Below are 17,896 nucleotides of genomic sequence, written 5' to 3'. Positions count from 1 at the left end.
CCCTCGACGTTACTGCCAGCTCGAGGTGACTACCAGCCAATTCGCTCGCGTCACGGCGCGCGCCGCGATGAAGCAGCAGCCTTGGCGCTGCGGGCGAGCGTCACATACCTGAGGATCAGGCTGAGCGCCGACCACAACGCGAGCACGGCGAGCGGCCAGGCGATGAGGCGCGGAAAGTACAACGCGACCGCCGCGCCGCCGAGGAGCAAGAGCGCTCCGCCGAGCAGGATCGTCCCCTCGGCCGCGCCGAGGACACGGCGGTTCGTCATCGCCGCGCCCACGGTGTTCGCGAGGCGCAACGCGCCCGCGGCGGAGCGCCCGGTGCCCGCCCCCTGCGGGCGGCGCTTCCTGTCCTGGCCCGCGCGGCGCCGCGCGTGGAGGACGATCTCGGTCGCGCCGCGGAGATCTTCCTCGTACTGCGCCTGCATGCGCCCGGCGAACGCCTCGTCCTCGACCACCACGTCGATCTCGCAGTTCTCCAGCCAGCTCGCGATATTGAGGTTGCTCGAGCCCACGCGCGCCCAGCGGCCGTCGGCCACCGCGGTCTTCGCGTGGAGCATCGAGCCGTTCCACTCGTAGACGCGCACCCCGGCTTCGAGCAGCGGGCGATAACCCGCGCGCGACAGCGTGCCCACGGCCGGAACATCGCTCGTGCCGGGGACGAGCAGCCGCACGTCCACGCCGTCGCGCGCCGCCGCCGCGAGCGCCTGGACGTACGGCGCGATGCCGACGAAGTACGCATCCGTCAGCCAGAGGGTCCTCTGCGCCAGCGCGGCGACCAGCTGATCGAGCCGGTAGAGCCCGGTCGTGGTCGGCAGCTTCGCCACCACGCGCAAGTCCACAGGGCCGACCGCCGGCGGAACCCCGTTGAGCACGGGCAGGTCGGCGGGCAGGCCTTCACCGAGGCTCGCCCAGCTGTCGGCGAAGGCGTCGGCGAGCGCGCGCACCGCGGGCCCCCGCACGGCGACGCCGGTGTCGCGCCACGGCGGCACGCGGCGCGCCGCATTGCCGAGCCACCTGCCGCTGACGCAGACGCCGGAGACGAAGCCGACCTCGGCGTCGACGACGAGCAGCTTGCGGTGATCGCGCGTCACCCAGCCGAACGGGCTGGTGAAGCGGAAGGGATTGTAGGTGCGGACCTCCCCGCCCGCCGCGCGCAGCTCGCCCCAGAAGTGGTCCGTCGACGCGCCCAGGCACCCGAACCAGTCGCGGACCACGCAGACGTGGACGCCCGCCGCGGCCCGCTCGCTGAGCGCGCGGCGGAACTCGCGCGCCAGCGCGTCGTCGTCGAAGATGTAGTTCTCGAGCAGGATCGAGGTGCGCGCGGCCCCTATCGCGGCAAGCCAGGCGTCGAAGTTCGCTCGCCCGTCGATCAACAGCTCGACCGTGTTGCCGCCGAGCAGCGGCGCGCCGGCGACGCGGCTGAAGGTCTCCCGCGCGAGGGCGCGCAGCGGCGCGCTCGGCGGGGGGATGGATGCGGGAGCGGCGGTCGCCACACACGAGAGATGCCACAGTTTCCGCGCCCCGTCGCGCGCCGCGTCGCGCGCCACGTCGCGCGCCAAATCGACGGCGAGTCACGAGCGCGTGAGCGCCGGCCTCACTTCCAGTTGACGGTGGCCCACCCGTGGGCAGGAATGCTGAGCTGGAGCTTCTTGCCGGCCACGCCGAGGATCGTCGTCTTCGCCGAATTGCCCGAGTTGTACAGGATCGTGACGAGGGTGCCGTCGGGGTTCTTGAACGCCAGCGCGTCGCCGCCGGTCGTGCCGACGCGCGTCGCTCCGGGATCGACGTACTCGGAGACGTGGCGGAAGACGTAATAAGCGGGGGTCACGTTCAGCGTCTTCGTCCCCGTGTCCACGGTGAGGAGCGCGTTCTGGGGCCACGGCCGCTGCGAGTCCAGGTTCTTCCCCGCCGTGTCCAGCACCATGTTCCAGGCGCTGTACGAGGTCACCCCTGCCTGGATCCAGTCGCGGAGGAGCCTCCAGCTCTCCTCGGCGTAGGCGTGATCGTTCGGCGCCTTGCTCGCGTCGAACGGCGGCGAGCCCGCAGGGTTCCAGGGATAATTGCCGCACTTGTGCTCCGTTTGCACGATCGGCAAGCCGCGCGATCTCAGGCCGGACACGCTGTTCAACATGTTCCACTGGAGCCCGAACCCCTTGACGTACCTCATCGCGGCGGCGTCGCCGGTCACGGCGCTGAGGATCGCCCCGTCCTTCCCGCTCTCGGCGTTGGACATCGTGCCGAGGTAGATCTGGGCCGTGAGCCCCCGCTCGGCGAACGTCGGCCCGAGGTAGGTGCCGATGAACTTGGCCATGAGCGGCCCCGTCCAGGTGCAGCTCGGGTACCTCGTCTCGTAGTTCGGCTCGTTCTGAGGGTGAACCGCCTCGATGACGATGCCCTCGTCGGCGTACGCCTCCACGAACCTCGCGAAGTACAGGGCATAGGCTTGCAGGATGTTCGTGTCGTCCTTCATGCGGCCGCCGTCCATGGCGCCGTTGCTCTTCATCCAGGTGGGGGGCGTCCAGGGGCTGGCCCAGAGGTGGAGGTCGGGCCGCACGTCGAGCGCCGCCTTGAGGTACGGAATCAGCTTCTCCCTGTCCCGCGCGATGGAGAAGCTCGCCATCGCGGTGTCGTTCGGCGTCTCGTTGAGGGTATAACGATCCATCGCATAGTCGCTGGATCCGATGGGGACGCGCCCGTACACGAACGCCGCGCCCTCGTGCGTGTCGAAGAGGAGCTTGATGGCCCGCGCCCTCTCGGAATCGCTGAGCATCGAGAGCACGTTCCAGCCGGCCTCGTTGAAGGTGCCGCCGAAGCCGTCCCACCGCTGGTGTGTCGTCGCGTCGTCGACGGTCACGTCGGCATTGCCGCTCGTCGCCTCGGTCGGCGTGCCTATCTTCCAGTAATCATCCGGACCGGACGTGATCAACGTGGGCTCCTCCACGGGGGGCTCGCCGCCGGTCGACGAGCCGCCGGCGCCGCCGCCTCCGCTAGGATCACCTCCGGCGCCGCCCGGGCCCGTCGCGCCGACGGCGCCTGTTTCGCCCGCGCCCGTCGCGCCGCCCGGGCCCGTCGCGCCGCCCGCGCCTGTTCCGCCCGCGCCCGCGCCCGAGCCGCCCGAGCCCTCCGGTTCCGGCGTGCTGGTCGAAGGACCACACGCCACGAAGGACAACGCGAGCAGAACGCCGGTCATCGACCCGCGTGCCGTGTTCATGATGAAAATCCTCCATCCTGGGCGTGCAGACCCATGGCGGCGCTTGAAGCAGGCGTCCGATAGCCGCGTGCTAAATGCCCGAGAGGCCCCGCGGTGATCTGAGCGGAGCCACGTTTTCTGCGACAGCCGCGCGCGCAGGGGCGCGAGCCTGACTCCGTCGGCCGCTCAGGGGGTCCGGCGCGGGCGCGCCTTCGTGTCGTCGACGGTGCGCACGGTGCGCACGGTGCGCACGGCGCGCGCGGCGTCGCGCGGCGGGGCGCTCGCCGGGGTGGCTTCGGGGGGGCCGGCCGGGCGCTGCATGCGGGCGATTTCTTCGGCCATCAGCGCGGTCGCGTGCTCGAAGAAGTCGCAGATGAGCCGCAGCTCGTCGAGCGAGTAACGCGCGCAGAGCACCGCCCAGCGCTCGCGGAACGGCGCGAAGAGCGCGCCGATCTCGGCATAACGCTCGGTCACCGGCTCGATCACCAGCTGCCGCCGATCGCTCGGGTGCTTCACGCGGCGCACGAACCCCGCCGCCTCGAGCCGGTCGAGCACCCCCGTCACCCCGCCCGAGGTCAGCCCCGTGAGCTGCACCAGGTCGCCCGGCGTGACCGGACCCGCCTCGGCCGCGCGCCGCAGGACGTCGAGGTACTTGTGATCGGTGCCCTTCAGCCCCAGCCGCTCGGCGATCGCCTGGTGGAGGAGCACCGACTGGGTGCTCAGCTCGCGGCCCAGCCGGTCGCCCAGGCTGTCCACCAGCTCCTTCACCTCCTTCGCGCTCGCCCGCTTCGCGGCCATCACCTCTCGCCTCGACCCGCCCGCACTCTACCGAGCCGCGGCCGGCTTGACAAGCCACGCTAACTATCTTACTCACTAAAAGAGTTAGCTGCCTGGAGGTTTTCATGGATCGTTCGACCGACGAGGCGGCCATTCGCCGCATGTTCGAGGCCCTGTGCGAGGCGTGGGCGCGCGAGGGCGCGAGCGCCGTCGACGCGTTTTACACGCCCGACTCCGACTACGTGACGTTCGACGGCTCGTGGCTGCGCGGCCGCGAGGCGAACCGCAGGGTGCACGAGGAGCTCTTCGCCGGCGTGCTCGCCGGCACCCGCCTGGTCGGCGAGATCGAGGGCGTGCGTTTCCTCGGCCCCGACGCGGCCGTGGTCGTCAGCACCGGCGCGGTGCTGTGGCCCTGGCAGAGGACGGCGCCCGCGGCCCGGCGGTCGCGGCAGACGGTGGTGGTCGTGCGGGGCGACGACGGGCGCTGGCGGGTGGCGTCGTTCCAGAACACCCGGGTGCGGCCCCTGCCCCCGTCCGACAGCCTGTCCATGCGCCTCTTCGCGGCCGTGCAGCGCTTCCGCCTCGCCTTGTGGCGACGGCGCCACCCCGAGGCGCTCGCGGCCTGAGCGCCCGGGGCGGCCGCGCTCGGGCTGTCAGCGGGGCACCAGCACCGAGACGCTGTGGGCCGGCATCGCGTACGTGAACGCGTTCGTGGCGCTCGGGGCGACCGGATCCGCGGGCACGAGGTCGGCGTCGGCGGCCGTGAGCTGCCAGACGTCGACGGCCGTGTAGGTCCCGTAGGCGGCGAGGGTCACCGCGGCCGTGAGCGGGGCCGTGGTCTTGTTGATGGCGACGAGCACCATGCGGCTCGGATCGGCCTCGTCGACGCTCGCGTACACGGTGGCCTTCGCGACGTCGCTCGTCGCGGCGTGGATCGACGTGTCGCCGAAGCGCGCGCCTTGCCCGTCGTAGCTCGTGAAGGCGCGCATGCCGGCCCGGACCATCGCGACCTCCTCGCCGGGGTCCCACAACGTCGCGAGCAGCACGCCCTCGCGGCCGAACACGCCGAGGGCGTCCGCCTGCGCGATCGCGCCGGAGATGTCGCTGCCTCCGCCGAAGTTGTACTCGGTGAAGCCGAGGCCGGTGCCCGGATAATGCGCGTCGATCAGGCCGTTGAGCCACGGGATGAGCATGATCGGGCCCTGCACGACGTCGTTCGCGATCCAGCTGTCCTCGACGAAGGTGGGATCCCAGAGCGAGCGCGGCGCCTGGACGCGGGCCTCGGCCGACTCGGGGGAGGCGTCGTCGCCCGTGATGCGCTCGCCGTTCGCGTAGATCTCCGTGTACCAGTGCAGATCGAGCACGTCGATCAGGCGGCGCCCCTCGCTCGCCTCGGCGGCCTGCATCGCGTCGAGGTAATATTCGAGGAAGTTGCCCTCCGCGTCGGGCGCGCCCTGGAGGCTCACGTAGCCGGAGTACCCGTACGAGACGAAGCCGGTGACGAGCGCGTTCGGCGCGACGTCCTTGATCGCCGACGCGAACTCGATGTTCTTGTCGACGAGCTCGGAATAGCGCACCGGCTCCGGGTGGATGCGCTCGTGGGTCTCACTCCAGAGGTCGGGCTCGTTGTCGAGCGAGAACAGGACGCGCGCGGCCTCGCCCGCGAAGGCGTCGGGGAAGGCCTGCTTCATCCAGGCGACGAACTCGTCCTGGTACACGGCGTCGTCGTCGAGATCGGGCGACGCGGAGAAGGGGGCGCCCTTGCGCGCGATCGTGGGGTGGAACCGCGTCTCTAGGTAATTGGGGGTCTGGTCGACGTCGCCGCCGCCGTCCTTGTCGGCCGCGACATAACCGCAGATGGGGACGGTCGCGATGAACGCGGCGCCGTGGGAGAACGCGTCCTCGGCCGCCACGCGCACCGCCTCGCCGGGAACGTCGCCGTTCGGGCTGTTCCCGACGAGGTGGGCGTCGTTCTGGTGCATGTAGTCCGAGCCGGCGTTGGAAGCGTTGTTCTCCCAGTTGTAGGCGGTCATGCGGTTGCCGCCCATGCGCACGACGGTCGTGCCGCGCTGCTCGCCGTCGAGGTCGGTGGCCCAGTTGACGCCGTAGATGAGCGGGCTGATGGGGCGCACTCCCTGATCGGCGCGCACCGTGAAGGTCACGTCGCCCGGCCCGGGATCGCCGGGCTCGACGAGGTCCGCGGGAGGCAGGCCGCCGGACGTGCTGGTGCCGCCGCTCGCCGTGCTGCCGCTGCTGGTGCTAGCGCCGGCGCCGCTGCCGGAAGCGCCGGCGCCGCCGCTGCCGGCAGAGGAGGGATCGGCGTCGTCGCCGCAGGCGAGGAAGGCGGCCGACGCGAAGAGGACGAAGGTGGCGTGGAGGAAGGGAACACGTCGAGAAAGCATGGGGCGATGGTACTCCAGCCCGGTGGCCTCGTCGGGGTCTATTCCGGCCCTCACCGCGCCGCTGTCGCCATCCCTACACCGCCTCTATCCCCACACCACCTCCATCACTACACCGCCTCTGGCCGTACGCCGTCTTTACCCCTACACAGCCTCCATCGGCACACCGCCTCTGCTCCTGCACGAAGCAGCCGTGAGCCGATCGGCGCGTGTTCTGCCTGCCGGCTGGGATGGCAGATCGGCTCCGTCGTCTGCACCGCGCGCGCGGCATCGCCCTGAGCGCCGGAGCCGCGCGGCGGCGGCGGCCCCGCCGAGGCTCAGACGCCGCGGGGGAAATCGCCCTGCTGGGGGATGCGCGGATCCTGGGTGGGATCGGGCGAGGGCGGCTCCGGCTGCTCCGGGCCCGGGTCTCCCGGGTTCGGCGGCATCGGGACCTCCTCCTCGCCCGGAAGGTCCGTCTTTGCGAGCTCATGCGTGCGGGTGTTCATTCATCCCTCCTCGTGCAGCTCCTGCAAAACTCCTGCATCCTTCTGCAAACTCCTGCGGGATCTTCGTTGCAAAATTCAAGCCGCATCGCACGAGCCCCAACCGCTTGACGCCCCGACGCACATCCCTGATCAGCGGCCGGCGTGTTGTCGATCCGCCGCGACCCGTTCCCGCTTGAGGCCGCTCGCGACCTGCTGGGCATCGTGCGCGCGCTCTACGTGGCCGCGCGCTCCCGCGGGGCCACTGTGGCAGATCTCCACGCCATCGCCGCGGTCGGCGACGACCTGCGGCAGGCGATCGCCCTCGCCGAGGCCCATCCGCCCGGTACGCTCGGCTTCTCGTCCGCGTGGGCCCGCGCCGAGCGCGCCGCGAACCGCGTCGGCGAGCTCGTCGACGCGCTCGCGCCCGCCGCGCCGATCGTGCGCGCCGCCCTGACGCGCGTCGGCAACGGCGGCCCCCCGCCAGGTTAGGGCGTCTCGGTCCGGCCGCGGCAGGCGGCAGCGGCGGCGTGGAGCGGGCGCCCGCGATCGGAGGGTTCGGCGGGATCGGCCCCCCGCCGCTCTTCGGCCGGGCCATTCGCTCGCGTCGGCGCTGTGGCGCACAAGAACACCGATATCGTCATGATCGAGCGCGAGATGAACCGCCAAGGACGCCAAGGCGCCAAGGACGCCAAGGACGCCAAGATATTGTCTTCTTCTTGGCGTCCTTGGCGCCTTGGCGTCCTTGGCGCCTTCTGCCTTGGCGCCTTCTGCCTTGGCGCCTTGGTGCCTTGGCGGCTCGAAATTCTGCTCCTTTCAGGCTGATTCAACCCGTTTGTCACTCTAGGAGTGCGGAGCTGTCGATCCGCGTGAAGCACAGTCAGGGATACCGTCCCTTCGAAGAGCGAAAAGACGCCAGCCCTCGTGAAGCGACAGGCGCGAAGCAGGCCCGCCGCGCCGCCCCCCTCGCCTCGGGCAATCCGCTTGCATGCGGCCGCCGGCCGGCCAAGATACGCCGCGGTGCTCGCCATCGAAGCGTCCTCCGTGAGGAAGGTCTACCGCGGCTTCTTCCGCCGAAGCGGCGGACATACGGCGCTCGCAGGCCTCGACATCGCCATCCAGCGCGGCGCCGCATTCGGGCTCATCGGCCTCAACGGCGCGGGCAAGACGACGTTCATCAAGACGCTGCTCGGCGTGGTGCGCCCCACGAGCGGCGCCGTGCGCGTGCTCGGCGGCGAGCCGGAGGACCCGGACGTGCGCGCCAAGATCGGGTACCTGCCGGAGCGGCTCTTCTTGCCGAGCGCGTTCACGCCGCGGCAGTTCCTCGCGAGCGTGGCCCGCATGAAGCGCCTCTCGTGGAGCGAGGGCGCGCTGCGCGCCCTGGTCGAGCGGGTAGGCCTCGGGGCCGACTCGGACCGCAAGATCGGCGGGTTCTCGAAGGGCATGCGGCAGCGCCTCGGGCTCGCTGCGGCCTTGCTCGGGCAGCCGGAGCTCCTCGTGCTCGACGAGCCCACCGACGGCGTCGACCCGCTCGGCCGCGCCGAGATCCGCAGGATCCTCGGCGAAGAGCGCGCGCGCGGGGCGACCTTGTTCCTGAACTCGCACCTCCTGTCGGAGACCGAGCGCGTCTGCGACCGCATCGGCATCCTCGCGGGCGGGCGGCTCGTGCGCGAGGGCGCGCTCGTCGCGCTGTGCGGCAGCGAGACGGCGTACCGCGTGCGGTTCGCGGACGGCGTCGACGCGGCGAGGGTCGCCGCGCTCGGGTTCCGCCCGGTCGACGGGGAAGGCGCGTTCCGCCTCGACGCCGAGGACCCCGCGGCGCTCAACGAGAGGCTGGATGCGGCGCGGCGCGCCGGCGCCCTGCTCGTCGAGCTGTCGCGGGACCTGCGCGATCTCGAGGACGTGCTGGCCGAGGCGCTGGGCGCGGGCGGCGCCCGCGGGGGCGCGGCGTGAGGGCGGCGCTGACCGTCGCCGGCGACCTCCTGCGCGAGGCCGCGTCGCGCAGGTGGTTCCTCGCCCTCGGGATCGGCGTCACGATGGCGCTCGTGGTGATCGGGGGCGCGCTGCAGCTCGAGGTCGTGGACGGCGCGCTCGCGGCGACGCGGCTCTTCGGCAAGGAGGTCAGCGGCGGCCAGATCCGCTCGGTCGACGTCGCGCTCCGCTACGTGGGCCGCGCGCTCTCGTACGTGCTGTTTTACGGGGGGCTCGCGTTCGGCATCGTCTCCTGCGCCGATTTCGGCCCGAGCCTGCTGGCGCCGGGGCGCATCGAGCACCTGCTCTCGCTGCCCGTGCGGCGGTTCGAGCTCTTGCTCGGCACGTTCCTCGGCGTGCTCGCGCTCTCGCTGCTCAGCACGCTGTACGGCGCCGTCGGGTTCACGCTCATCTTCGGCGTGAAGTCGGGCGTGTGGATGGCGAGCCCGATCGTGGCGGCGCTGCTCGCGAGCGTGACGTTCGCCGGCATCTACGGCGCGATGCTCACGGCCGCGGTGATGGTGCGGAGCGCCGCGTTGTCCGCGGCGGTGGGGATCGCGCTGTTCTTCCTCGGCATCGTCGCGGGATACCGCGAGCAGCTCGACTCGTTCTTCGAGCCCGGCCTGGCCCGCGAGGCCTTCCTCGCGGTGACGCTCGCGCTGCCGCGGGTCTCGGCGCTCGCCGACGCGTCGGCGGACATCGCGGTGGCGGCGGCGATCAAGGGCGACGTGCTCGCCAGCCAGATCGCCGGGCTGCTCGTCTTCGGCCTGGCCGCGCTCGCGCTGGGCATCCACGTGTTCGAAGAGAAGGATTTCTAGGGTGGAGCGGCGATGCGCGACGAGGCAGTGAGCGATCGAAGCCCGCAGCTCCGCGCCGCGCGGGCGGAGGGGACGACCCGATGAGACCGGTGAAGAAGCGGGGGGTCTGGCTCGCGGCGGCGCTGGTCCTGCTCGCGCTCGCCGCGTGGCTGATGTCGCGCGGGGACAAGGAGAAGCCCACGGTCACGCCGCGGAAGATCGAGTTTCCGCGCCGCCCGAAGCCGGCAGAGCAGGAGCGCGCCAGCCGCCGCCGCACGCTGCCGCCGCTGCCTGCGCCGTCCCCCGACGCCGAGGCGCCGCGCTGGAAGCGCGACCCGGTGCTCGTCGCCCTGCCCGCCGATCCGGAGCGCTCGGCCATGGTGCTCGAGATCGCGGCGCTCAAGGAGTCGCCGATCATGCAGATCTGGCTCGATTGCATGCTGTCGCGCGGCGACGAGCGCGCCGGCTTCGCGCGCTTCAAGGACCGGTACGGGATCGATGTGCTGGAAGACGTGGAGCGCGTCGCCACGTCGAGCACGGGGCTCGTCGTGCTCCAGGGATCGTTCGAGGGCGCGACGTTCGAGCGCGAGCGATGGACCTCGCGGACGTACGGGGAGAAAGGTGTCGTCTACGAGGACAAGGACACGGGCAGGGTCGTCGCGACGTGGGGGCCTGACCTCCTGATCGCGGACCGACGCGCCGAGCCCGGCCTCGTCGAGGATGCGATCGATCGGCTCGAATCGACGGATCCCGCGCAGGGATCCATCCTCCAGGAACACCAGGCCTACAGCGACGTTTATGGAGTGCTCTCGCCCGACGATCTCTCGAGGATGCTGCCGCCCGGGCAGGAAGAGCTCGCCGAGCGGATCCGCGAGGCCGTCGCGCGGGTGGAGATCCACGTCGACGCCTCGGAGGACGTCGCCGTCGTCGCCGAGGTCGCCGGCCCCGCCGGCGAGCAGATGGCGGACCTCTCGAAGATGTTCGGAGCGGCGCTCTCCGTGGGGCGGCTCAACGCGAAGCGCGAAGGCAACGACGAGCTCGCCGAGCTGCTCGACTACGCGAGGGTGGAGACGCAGCGCCGCCCCCGGGAGGGCAAGGAGAACAAGCCGGGGGAGCAGCGCTTCTCGGTCGACATGGCGCTGCCCGTCGACCTGCTGAAGAACCTCGGCCCGTGTCGTCGCGACCGGGACGATCCGCGCCGCGACGTCGAGGCCGAGCCCGCGCCAGCGCCGCCGGGGTGACGCGCGTAGTTAGCGCTGCGTCATGAGTGCCCGCTCGAGCTCAGCGTGGGCGAGCGCACGGTACCGCTGGTGTGCTGCAGCGCCGAGCAGCACCTCGATCTCGGCGTCCAGGCGCTGGAAGGCTTCCACGCGCTCGTCCGGGGCGAGGCCCGTGAACGTCGCTCCGGTTTCGTGAAGGCGCACCAGCTCTCGCGCGGCGTCTCTGCCGAGGCCGGGCAGCGCGCTGGCTTGCTGCGCAATGCTCTGGAACTCTGTTCGCAGAAGAGCCGGCTGCGCATTGCGGACCATGTCGGCGAGATCCATCCGAGCCGGCGACGGCAACTCGGTTCGTGGCGGTGGCACGGGCGGCAATACGGACAGGTCCAGGCGCTTGAGCAGCAGGTAGCGCGTGCTGCTCAGCACGGGTTCGGGAGCCACCTGCCCGGCTTCGAGCCGCGCCAGGGCATCCTCGACGGCCTGCGTGTCGCGCCCTGAGATCACGCGAAGAGGTTGCTCGCTGTGCCGCTCTTGCTGCATCTTCTCGAACAGCGCGGGCTCGCTCCTGAGGAGCGCGGCGGCCCGTTCGGCGGCGCTCGTCGCCTCGAGCTTCGATGCGGGGTCTTGCGGATGGAACGGGAACTGGAGCGTCCCCGCGGCGTACTCGGATCGCGGGCGATCCGCGGCGCGCAGGATGATTTCGATTCCAAAAAGCGTCTCCAAGGGCGGCGCGATCTCTCCGATCTGTAGCCGATCCAGGGTCGCGACCTGCCGGGATAACGGGGTCGGTTCGCGGTTCGACCAGGTACCGAAGTCGCCGCCGCGCTCGGCGTCGAGGTGATCGGAATACTCCGATACGAGGCGCTGAAACGCGCCCGGATCGAGGCGTAACCGTCGATAGATCTCCTCCGCCAGCCGCTTCGCCTCGCTGCGGGAGCGGGCTACGGGTCTCCGTAGGACGCCGACCTCGCTCGGAAAGGGAGCGTCCCTGTGCGACAGCAGGATGCGGGCGCCGCTCAGCCTGCGCGCCGCGGGCGGCGCTCGCCGCAGGAAGACGTGAAAACCTTGTTCGGTCTCGACGACCGGGCTGACGCCGCCCTCCGCAGTGGCCGCCAGCGCGTCGAGCACCTGCGGCCAGTTCCATAGCTGAGACGCCATGACGACGCCCAAGTCCCCGCCCTGATCTCGCGTGATCGGGTCTTCCGAGACGTCGCGCGCCAGCTCCGCAAACGTACTCGGGTCCTTGCGCGCCCGCTCGGCGGTGCTCTCCGCGAGCTGCCAGGCCGCGGCTCGAGTACGGCTCACCGGCGGGTACTCCGTGGCCCACTCGAGCATGCTCAAGCTGACCTTGGAGTCTTCGATGTCCTGATGGCGGATGAGGATGTGAGCGAGGCGCAAGGTCACGCTCTGCAGGGATCGAAACCCGGCCAAGCGCCAGCGGCCGGGGCTCGGGCGAGCGGGGCCCGCCTGGGCGCTCGTCGCGGGTCCAGCCGGGTCTTGCCCGGATGCGGCGGTGCCTCGCGCGCCGCGGTCACAAGCCGTCACGCCGAGCAAGGCCAGGCAGACGATAAGCCATGAGTGTGTCATGTGGATTCCGGCAAAGGCCAGGGAGCCCTCGGCGCAGACGGGCCGCCAGCGCTCGACCCATGAGGGCGATTCCCCACGTCGCGCGCTGACGGCTCGCGTCGTTCAAGCCGCGAACAGATCCTGGATCAGTCGTTGCGCAGCTCGCCGACCCATTTGACGGCGGCGGGGCCGCACGGATCCGTGTCGGTCACGTTGAGGGTGGTCGACTCGGCCACGCACTCCGCTCCGCCGATGCTGTTGGCCCCGATGAGCCTGACCCGCGCGGTGGCGGTCACCTTGTTGCGCAAGGTCACGCGCACCTCCTTCGGGCTCGCGTCCACGATCAGGTCGCCGCGCGTGCCATCTGCGCAGCCCACGTTCAACAGCCGAGTTTCACCCGAGGTCGGGTACGTATTGAAGTTGCCCGCGCCGCTCGGGAACCGACGGCACTGCGCGGCGTCACCGTCCATCGAGAGGGCCAGGATGGCGCCGGCGGCGACGACTGTGCTCATGATCTTGAACAGGTTCATGCATTCTCCTGAGTTGTTTCGACTCTCTTCGCGAAGGTCGCTGCGGGCGACCGACGAAGTCTTGTGGGCGGGTGAGGATCTGCGTCCGCACGACACGCGCTGACCGGAGACGTCTCTTCGGGGTGCGCGTGGACGGCCAGGAACGCGGTTCGCGTGTGCACGCCGCGCCGAGACGTCCCGGCCCTGCACCGCGTACCCCGCCAGGCAAGAATTTTGAAGCGGGGCGAGGCCCCAACCCCGATGTCCACCCGGAGCCAGGGGGATATTCCCGGTCAGCACGTTTCTGATCGTGAACGGAATGAATTTGAGTCCCGGACGCCCGCGCGGGTTCAATCGACGCCGCCCTTCCGCCCAAGGCGGCATTGGACGCCCCGGGCGGCGGCGACGCAATGCGATGTGCTTTCGGGTGGAGACGGTCGCGAGAGCGAGGGGCGACGGGCGCCGCGTATCCGTGGATCGTCACACCGGCACGCGCCGCCGGAGCACAGCGCCGGACGCGAGCCGCCGCGCGAGGCGTCGTCGACCGACTTCGTCCTGCTCGGTGCAGAGCTCAGCGCGCCGCGCTCGCACCGGCCCGGCCCGGCGCGGTCTTGTCCTCGCTTGCGAACAATCCGCCCCGCGGCGCACAGTGGGCGGCGCATGACAGACCCTCTCTTCGACGATCTCTCCGGCATGCTTTGCTTCGCCCGCGTCGTCGAGCGCCGCTCGTTCACCGCGGCCGCGGCCGAGCTCGGGGCGTCGAAGTCGATGGTGAGCACCCGGGTCGCGCGCCTGGAGGAGCGCCTCGGCGAGCGGCTGCTCGTGCGCACCACGCGCAAGCTCACCGTCACCGACGCCGGCATGAACCTCTACGCGCGCTGCGCGCGCACGTCGCTTTTCTCATGCTCGCGCTCGGCGCGCAGGCCCTGCTCGGCGACGGCGCCTTCGCCCTGGGTCCGCGGCAGCGCAGCGACCAGGCAACGCCGCGCTGAGAGCACTGAAGGGCGTCCAGGCGCGATTCATCAGGTCGATGCCAGGCGCCGCGCGCGCGCGGTCGGGCGCACGCCGCTCTGGGGCGGCGCGGGGGCGCGGACGTACCCGATGCGCAGGTAATGGTCGAAGAGCCTGTCGAGCAGCCGCGCGTTCATGGGGGGACACACGATGGCCGTTCCGGCCAACCCGTCGATCGTGTTCCGCGACTCGCAGGCGGGCATCCTCTCGTACATCTCCCATCGGGTCAGGTCGCCGTGGACCTTCTCGGTCAGCATCGGCAAGAGGGGAAGAAACGGGCTGTCGCCCGATCGCCGTATCCCCTTCAGGAGCTCCTCGCACCACCGCGCGTAGGGCACCCGCACCAGCGGATGGCCGTAGGCGCCGAGCAGGTCGAAGAAGCCGTTCAGGTCGAGCCGATGCGGCGGCGCGGGCACCAGGTGGAATACCTTCCCCAGGGCTCCCGGCCGGCGGGACAGGTGCACGATCGCCTGGCTGACGTAATCGACGGTCACGAACTCCTTGCTCTGCTCCGGCAGATCGGGAGCACAACCCATCTCGAGGCACCCCTTGATCATCCTGCTCGCGAAATCGCTCACGCTGCCGGCGCCCGTCTCGCTGTGGCCCATGATGACGCCAGGGCGGAAGATGGCGACGAGCGCCCCCCGCGAGCGCGCGATCGACACGAGCTTCTCCGCGACCCATTTGCTCTGGGAGTAGCCCATGTCCGTGTGGAGGTAGTCCGCCCAGGGATCGAGATCGTCGCTCTCCCCCACGCGCCGGACTCCGGTGAAGTAGCCGACATGGCCGAACACCCCGATCGTCGAGACGTGGTGCACGGGCTTCGTCCGGCGGAGGCACGAGAGCCGCAGGATCTCCTGCGTCCCGAGCACGTTGGCCGCCTTGTGGGACGCGTACGGCTTGATGTAATTGACCTCCGCTCCGGCGTGGTAGATCGCATCGATCCGCTCCGCGAGCGCGTCGAAGCCGGCCGGGGTGAGCCCGAGCAGGGGCTTGCCCAGGTCGCCGGGCACGGCGACGATCCTCGCGCCCAACGCGGGATCCCAGAGGGAATAGGCCTCGAGGCTCCGCCGGATCCTCGTCAGGCCTCGGCCTGCGTCGGGAGCGCGGACGAGGCAGTGGATCGTGGCGCCCGTCCGCGAAAGGAGCTCGCGCACGAGAAAAGCACCCAAGAACCCCGTGGCGCCGGTGAGGAAGACGTGACGCGGCGGAGCGCTCGCGTCGACGGCCGGTCCGCAGGGGCGAATGTCGGGATCGAGGACGGCCTCGGCGCGGAGGTCGACCGCGCCCACCTCCGCCGCGGCGCCGCGCCCCTCCTGGCGCCGCGCCTCCTCGACGGCGCGGGCGAGGCCGGCCACGGTGGGCGACTCGAACAGCCGGCGCGCGGACACCTCGACCTGGAAGACCGTCTTCACGTGGAGGAGCAGCTGCGCCGCCAGGAGAGAGTCGCCGCCGAGCTCGAAGAAGTCGTCGTCGGCCTCGACACGATCGGCGCCGAGGACCGAGGCGCAGATCCTGGCCACCTGCCGCTCGATCAGGGAGACGCGGGTCATCGGCGCTCCGGTGCGGAGCCGGTCGAGGCGAGGCGGCGGCAGCGCCCGGCGATCGACCTTCCCGCTCGCGGCGAGCGGCAGCGACGGCATCGCGACGAACGCGGCCGGGATCATGTAGTCGGGCAGCTTGCTGCGCAGGAACCGGCGCAGGGTCGTCGACAGGTCGTCGAGCGGGCGGCCGCCGTCCGTGTCGGCGTCCCGCCTCTGCGTCGGCCTCGCGCGCGCGGCGCGGCCCGGATCGCGGGGTGCGCCCGGTCTCGAGACGACATAGGCGACGAGGCGCCTGTCGCCGGGCGCGTGTTCCAGGACCGTGACCGCGGCCTCGCGCACGGCGGGGCACGCGGAGAGCGCCGTCTCGATGTCCCCGAGCTCGATGCGGAAGCCACGGATCTTCACCTGGGCGTCGATCCGTCCCAGGAACTCGATCGAGCCGTCTGGCAGATAGCGCACCTGGTCGCCCGTCTTGTACAGGCGGTCCCCCGGCTCCTCGGGCAGGGGGCTCTGGATGAACGCTCCGGCGGTCAGCTCCGGTCGGTTCAGGTAGCCTCGGGCGAGCCCGTCGCCGCCGACGTAGAGCTCTCCCGGAACGCCCACCGGCACGGGCTGGAGCCGGCGGTCCAGGACATAGACGCGCGTGTTCGAGATGGGCCGCCCGATCGGCACGCGGCGGGCGCCCTCCGGGACCGCGCGCACGACGTGGGCCGTGGAGAACGTCGTGTTCTCGGTCGGACCGTAACCGTTCACGAGGCGCTTCGGGGCGCTCTGCTCGAGCACCTCGCCGGACAGCTTCGGGCTGAGCACGTCGCCGCCGACGACGAGGCAGGAGAGCCCCTGGAAGGCGCCCGGGCTCACGCGCGCGAGCTGGTGAAAGAGCGCCGTGGTCAGGAACAGGACGGTGATCCCCTCGCGGCGGAGGAGCGCCGGCAGGCCCTCCGGCGACAGCAGCGCCTCGCGGGAGACGAGGACGAGGCGAGCGCCGTTGAGCAACGCCCCCCAGATCTCGAACGTCGAGGCGTCGAAGGAGACGCTGGAGGCGTGCGCCACGCGATCCGATGGGCCGAACGCGACGTAGTTGGTGTCCCGGACGAGGCGGACGACCCCCCGGTGCGGAACAGCCACGCCCTTGGGCCGGCCGGTCGATCCCGACGTGAACATCACGTAGGCGAGATCGGTCGCCGCGACCCGGGCGGCCGGGCGCTCCTCGTCGCCGGACGCGCCGCTCTCCTCGTCGAGGCACATGACGTCTCCGCGGAAGTCGACCCGCCTGATCTGCTCCGGATCTCCGAGCAGGATGCTCGCCGCCGCGTCCTCCAGCATGAAGCGCAGCCGCTCGTCTGGATAGCTCGGATCGAGGGGGACGTAGGCGCCGCCGGCCTTGAGGACGCCGAGCAGCGCGACGAGCACGCGGAGCGACCGCTCGACGAAGACGGCCACGCGCAGGTCGGGTCCGGCGCGGCGCGCCGAGAGCCGGTGAGCGAGCCCGTTGGCGCGGCGGTCCAGCTCGCGGTAGGTGAGCACCTCGCTGCCCTCTACGGCGGCGATGGCGTCGGGCGTCCGCGCGGCCTGCGCCTCGAAGAGCTCATGGATACACGCGTCGCGCGGATAGGCGGTCTGCGTCGCGTTCCACTCCACGGTCACCCGGCGCCGCTCCTCCGGCGTGAGCAGCGGAATCTCGGAGATGGGCCGCTCCGCGCCCTCCGAGGCGCCCGCGAGCAGGAGGCAGAGGTGGCCCAGCATCCGCTCGATGGTCTCCGGATCGAACAGGTCGGTGCTGTACGCAATCGTCGCGACGAGCCCTCGCCCGGACGCCGCCACGGACAGCGACAGATCGACCACCGCGGCCGGGCGCGAGCGCGAGGACAGGAGCACCGCTGGCCCCGCCGCGGCCGCGGCGCCGGGCGAGCCGTCGCCCGGCCGCGCGAGCTCGAAGGTGGTATGGAACAGCGGGTGTCGGCTCGTGTCCTCCGCCGCCCCGGGCGCCTCCAGCGGCGCGTCGAGGGGCGCCGGGCAGCGGGCCTCGGCCGAGGCGATCTGCGCGGCGACCTGCGAGAGGAGCGCTCGAAAGCTCAGCTCGTCGCCAAGGCGGGCGCGAACGATGAGCGGGGAGCGAGGTCCCGGCGCCTCGAGAGAGCCCTGCCGGCGGCCGCGGCGGGGCCAGGGCACCCCGATGAGGATCTGGCTCTGCCCGGTATAGCGGTAGAGCAGCGCCGCATACGCAGAGAGCAGGGTGACGAAGCGCGTCGCGTTGTACCCCCCGCGCATGCGGTCGAGTTCCCGGACCAGCCGGGGCGGCAGGGCCCGCGACACCGACGCGCGGCGCGGCGACAGCGCGGGCGGGCGGGGGCGATCCGTCGCGAGCTCGAGCGCGGGCAGCTCGCGCGCGGATTCCCCCTCGGCATCGGACATAGCAGTCTGTGGCGCTCGAGCATGCATGATGAA

General features: G+C 71.4%; 15 protein-coding genes. 7 read left to right on the top strand and 8 right to left on the bottom strand.

Going from position 1 to position 17,896, the window contains the following annotated elements; genetic code table 11:
* Nucleotides 1–50 precede the first annotated feature (50 nt).
* The 3 genes from WMF43_RS47440 to WMF43_RS47430 form a co-directional block, all read right to left on the bottom strand.
* Nucleotides 51–1,496, bottom strand: coding sequence for a phospholipase D-like domain-containing protein (locus tag WMF43_RS47440; RefSeq protein ID WP_437675493.1), 1,446 nt, complete (start codon nucleotides 1,494–1,496; stop codon nucleotides 51–53).
* 101 nt (nucleotides 1,497–1,597) lie between these two features.
* Nucleotides 1,598–3,214, bottom strand: coding sequence for a glycoside hydrolase family 30 protein (locus WMF43_RS47435; protein ID WP_437675492.1), 1,617 nt, complete (start codon nucleotides 3,212–3,214; stop codon nucleotides 1,598–1,600).
* Nucleotides 3,215–3,379: 165 nt separating this feature from the next.
* Nucleotides 3,380–3,991: a MarR family winged helix-turn-helix transcriptional regulator gene (locus WMF43_RS47430; protein WP_437675491.1), complete on the bottom strand. Its 612-nt coding sequence runs from the start codon at nucleotides 3,989–3,991 to the stop codon at nucleotides 3,380–3,382.
* A gap of 104 nt (nucleotides 3,992–4,095) precedes the next feature.
* Here WMF43_RS47430 and WMF43_RS47425 point away from each other — a divergent pair, with 104 nt between their 5' ends.
* Nucleotides 4,096–4,596, top strand: a complete 501-nt coding sequence (locus WMF43_RS47425; RefSeq protein WP_437675490.1) for an SgcJ/EcaC family oxidoreductase — start codon at nucleotides 4,096–4,098, stop codon at nucleotides 4,594–4,596.
* A 27-nt stretch (nucleotides 4,597–4,623) separates the two neighbouring features.
* Here the strand turns inward: WMF43_RS47425 and WMF43_RS47420 are convergent, their stop codons facing one another.
* Nucleotides 4,624–6,372, bottom strand: coding sequence for a glycoside hydrolase family 44 protein (locus tag WMF43_RS47420; protein WP_437675489.1), 1,749 nt, complete (start codon nucleotides 6,370–6,372; stop codon nucleotides 4,624–4,626).
* A 314-nt stretch (nucleotides 6,373–6,686) separates the two neighbouring features.
* Nucleotides 6,687–6,857, bottom strand: coding sequence for a hypothetical protein (locus tag WMF43_RS47415; protein WP_437675488.1), 171 nt, complete (start codon nucleotides 6,855–6,857; stop codon nucleotides 6,687–6,689).
* A gap of 141 nt (nucleotides 6,858–6,998) precedes the next feature.
* Here WMF43_RS47415 and WMF43_RS47410 point away from each other — a divergent pair, with 141 nt between their 5' ends.
* The 5 genes from WMF43_RS47410 (at nucleotide 6,999) to WMF43_RS47390 (ending at nucleotide 10,842) form a co-directional block, all read left to right on the top strand.
* Entirely contained in the window at nucleotides 6,999–7,325 is a 327-nt protein-coding gene (locus WMF43_RS47410) for a hypothetical protein (protein ID WP_437675487.1), read from the top strand.
* Nucleotides 7,326–7,448: 123 nt separating this feature from the next.
* Entirely contained in the window at nucleotides 7,449–7,658 is a 210-nt protein-coding gene (locus WMF43_RS47405; protein WP_437675486.1) for a hypothetical protein, read from the top strand.
* Between the two features lie 195 nt (nucleotides 7,659–7,853).
* Nucleotides 7,854–8,786 carry an ABC transporter ATP-binding protein gene (locus tag WMF43_RS47400; protein ID WP_437675485.1) on the top strand — a complete coding sequence of 311 codons (933 nt, stop codon included), beginning with the start codon at nucleotides 7,854–7,856 and terminating at the stop codon, nucleotides 8,784–8,786.
* A complete protein-coding gene (locus WMF43_RS47395; protein WP_437675484.1) occupies nucleotides 8,783–9,622 on the top strand; it encodes a hypothetical protein in 840 nt (279 codons plus the stop codon). Before WMF43_RS47400 ends, WMF43_RS47395 begins: the two co-directional genes overlap by 4 nt.
* An 80-nt stretch (nucleotides 9,623–9,702) precedes the next feature.
* A complete protein-coding gene (locus WMF43_RS47390; protein WP_437675483.1) occupies nucleotides 9,703–10,842 on the top strand; it encodes a hypothetical protein in 1,140 nt (379 codons plus the stop codon).
* Between the two features lie 9 nt (nucleotides 10,843–10,851).
* Here the strand turns inward: WMF43_RS47390 and WMF43_RS47385 are convergent, their stop codons facing one another.
* Together WMF43_RS47385 and WMF43_RS47380 are read right to left on the bottom strand one after the other, a co-directional pair.
* On the bottom strand, nucleotides 10,852–12,222 hold the full coding sequence (locus WMF43_RS47385) for a peptidylprolyl isomerase (RefSeq protein WP_437675482.1): 1,371 nt from the start codon (nucleotides 12,220–12,222) through the stop codon (nucleotides 10,852–10,854).
* Nucleotides 12,223–12,530: 308 nt separating this feature from the next.
* Nucleotides 12,531–12,914 (bottom strand): hypothetical protein, encoded by a 384-nt coding sequence (locus WMF43_RS47380; RefSeq protein WP_437675481.1) that lies wholly within the window; start codon nucleotides 12,912–12,914, stop codon nucleotides 12,531–12,533.
* Between the two features lie 639 nt (nucleotides 12,915–13,553).
* On the opposite strand from WMF43_RS47380, the gene WMF43_RS47375 reads away from it, so the two are divergent.
* Nucleotides 13,554–14,006 (top strand): LysR family transcriptional regulator, encoded by a 453-nt coding sequence (locus tag WMF43_RS47375; RefSeq protein ID WP_437675480.1) that lies wholly within the window; start codon nucleotides 13,554–13,556, stop codon nucleotides 14,004–14,006.
* Here WMF43_RS47375 and WMF43_RS47370 read toward each other — a convergent pair.
* Nucleotides 13,916–17,863: an amino acid adenylation domain-containing protein gene (locus tag WMF43_RS47370; protein WP_437675479.1), complete on the bottom strand. Its 3,948-nt coding sequence runs from the start codon at nucleotides 17,861–17,863 to the stop codon at nucleotides 13,916–13,918. The genes WMF43_RS47375 and WMF43_RS47370 overlap by 91 nt on opposite strands.
* Nucleotides 17,864–17,896: the final 33 nt, after the last annotated feature.

This window comes from Sorangium sp. So ce131 (assembly GCF_051519095.1).
In the GTDB taxonomy this organism is placed as follows: Bacteria; Myxococcota_A; Polyangia; order Polyangiales; family Polyangiaceae; genus Sorangium.
The sequence above is the reverse complement of the archived record's forward strand: the minus strand, read 5'-3'. Positions and strand labels throughout refer to the sequence as shown.

Bases quoted from the DNA above. Each gene is read 5' to 3' on its own strand.
- WMF43_RS47435 (WP_437675492.1), bottom strand. From the start codon at position 3,214: ATGAACACGGCACGCGGGTCGATGACCGGCGTTCTGCTCGCGTTGTCC.
- WMF43_RS47430 (WP_437675491.1), bottom strand. From the start codon at position 3,991: ATGGCCGCGAAGCGGGCGAGCGCGAAGGAGGTGAAGGAGCTGGTGGAC.
- WMF43_RS47425 (WP_437675490.1), top strand. From the start codon at position 4,096: ATGGATCGTTCGACCGACGAGGCGGCCATTCGCCGCATGTTCGAGGCC.
- WMF43_RS47420 (WP_437675489.1), bottom strand. From the start codon at position 6,372: ATGCTTTCTCGACGTGTTCCCTTCCTCCACGCCACCTTCGTCCTCTTC.
- WMF43_RS47415 (WP_437675488.1), bottom strand. From the start codon at position 6,857: ATGAACACCCGCACGCATGAGCTCGCAAAGACGGACCTTCCGGGCGAG.
- WMF43_RS47390 (WP_437675483.1), top strand. From the start codon at position 9,703: ATGAGACCGGTGAAGAAGCGGGGGGTCTGGCTCGCGGCGGCGCTGGTC.
- WMF43_RS47380 (WP_437675481.1), bottom strand. From the start codon at position 12,914: ATGAACCTGTTCAAGATCATGAGCACAGTCGTCGCCGCCGGCGCCATC.
- WMF43_RS47375 (WP_437675480.1), top strand. From the start codon at position 13,554: ATGACAGACCCTCTCTTCGACGATCTCTCCGGCATGCTTTGCTTCGCC.
- WMF43_RS47370 (WP_437675479.1), bottom strand. From the start codon at position 17,863: ATGTCCGATGCCGAGGGGGAATCCGCGCGCGAGCTGCCCGCGCTCGAG.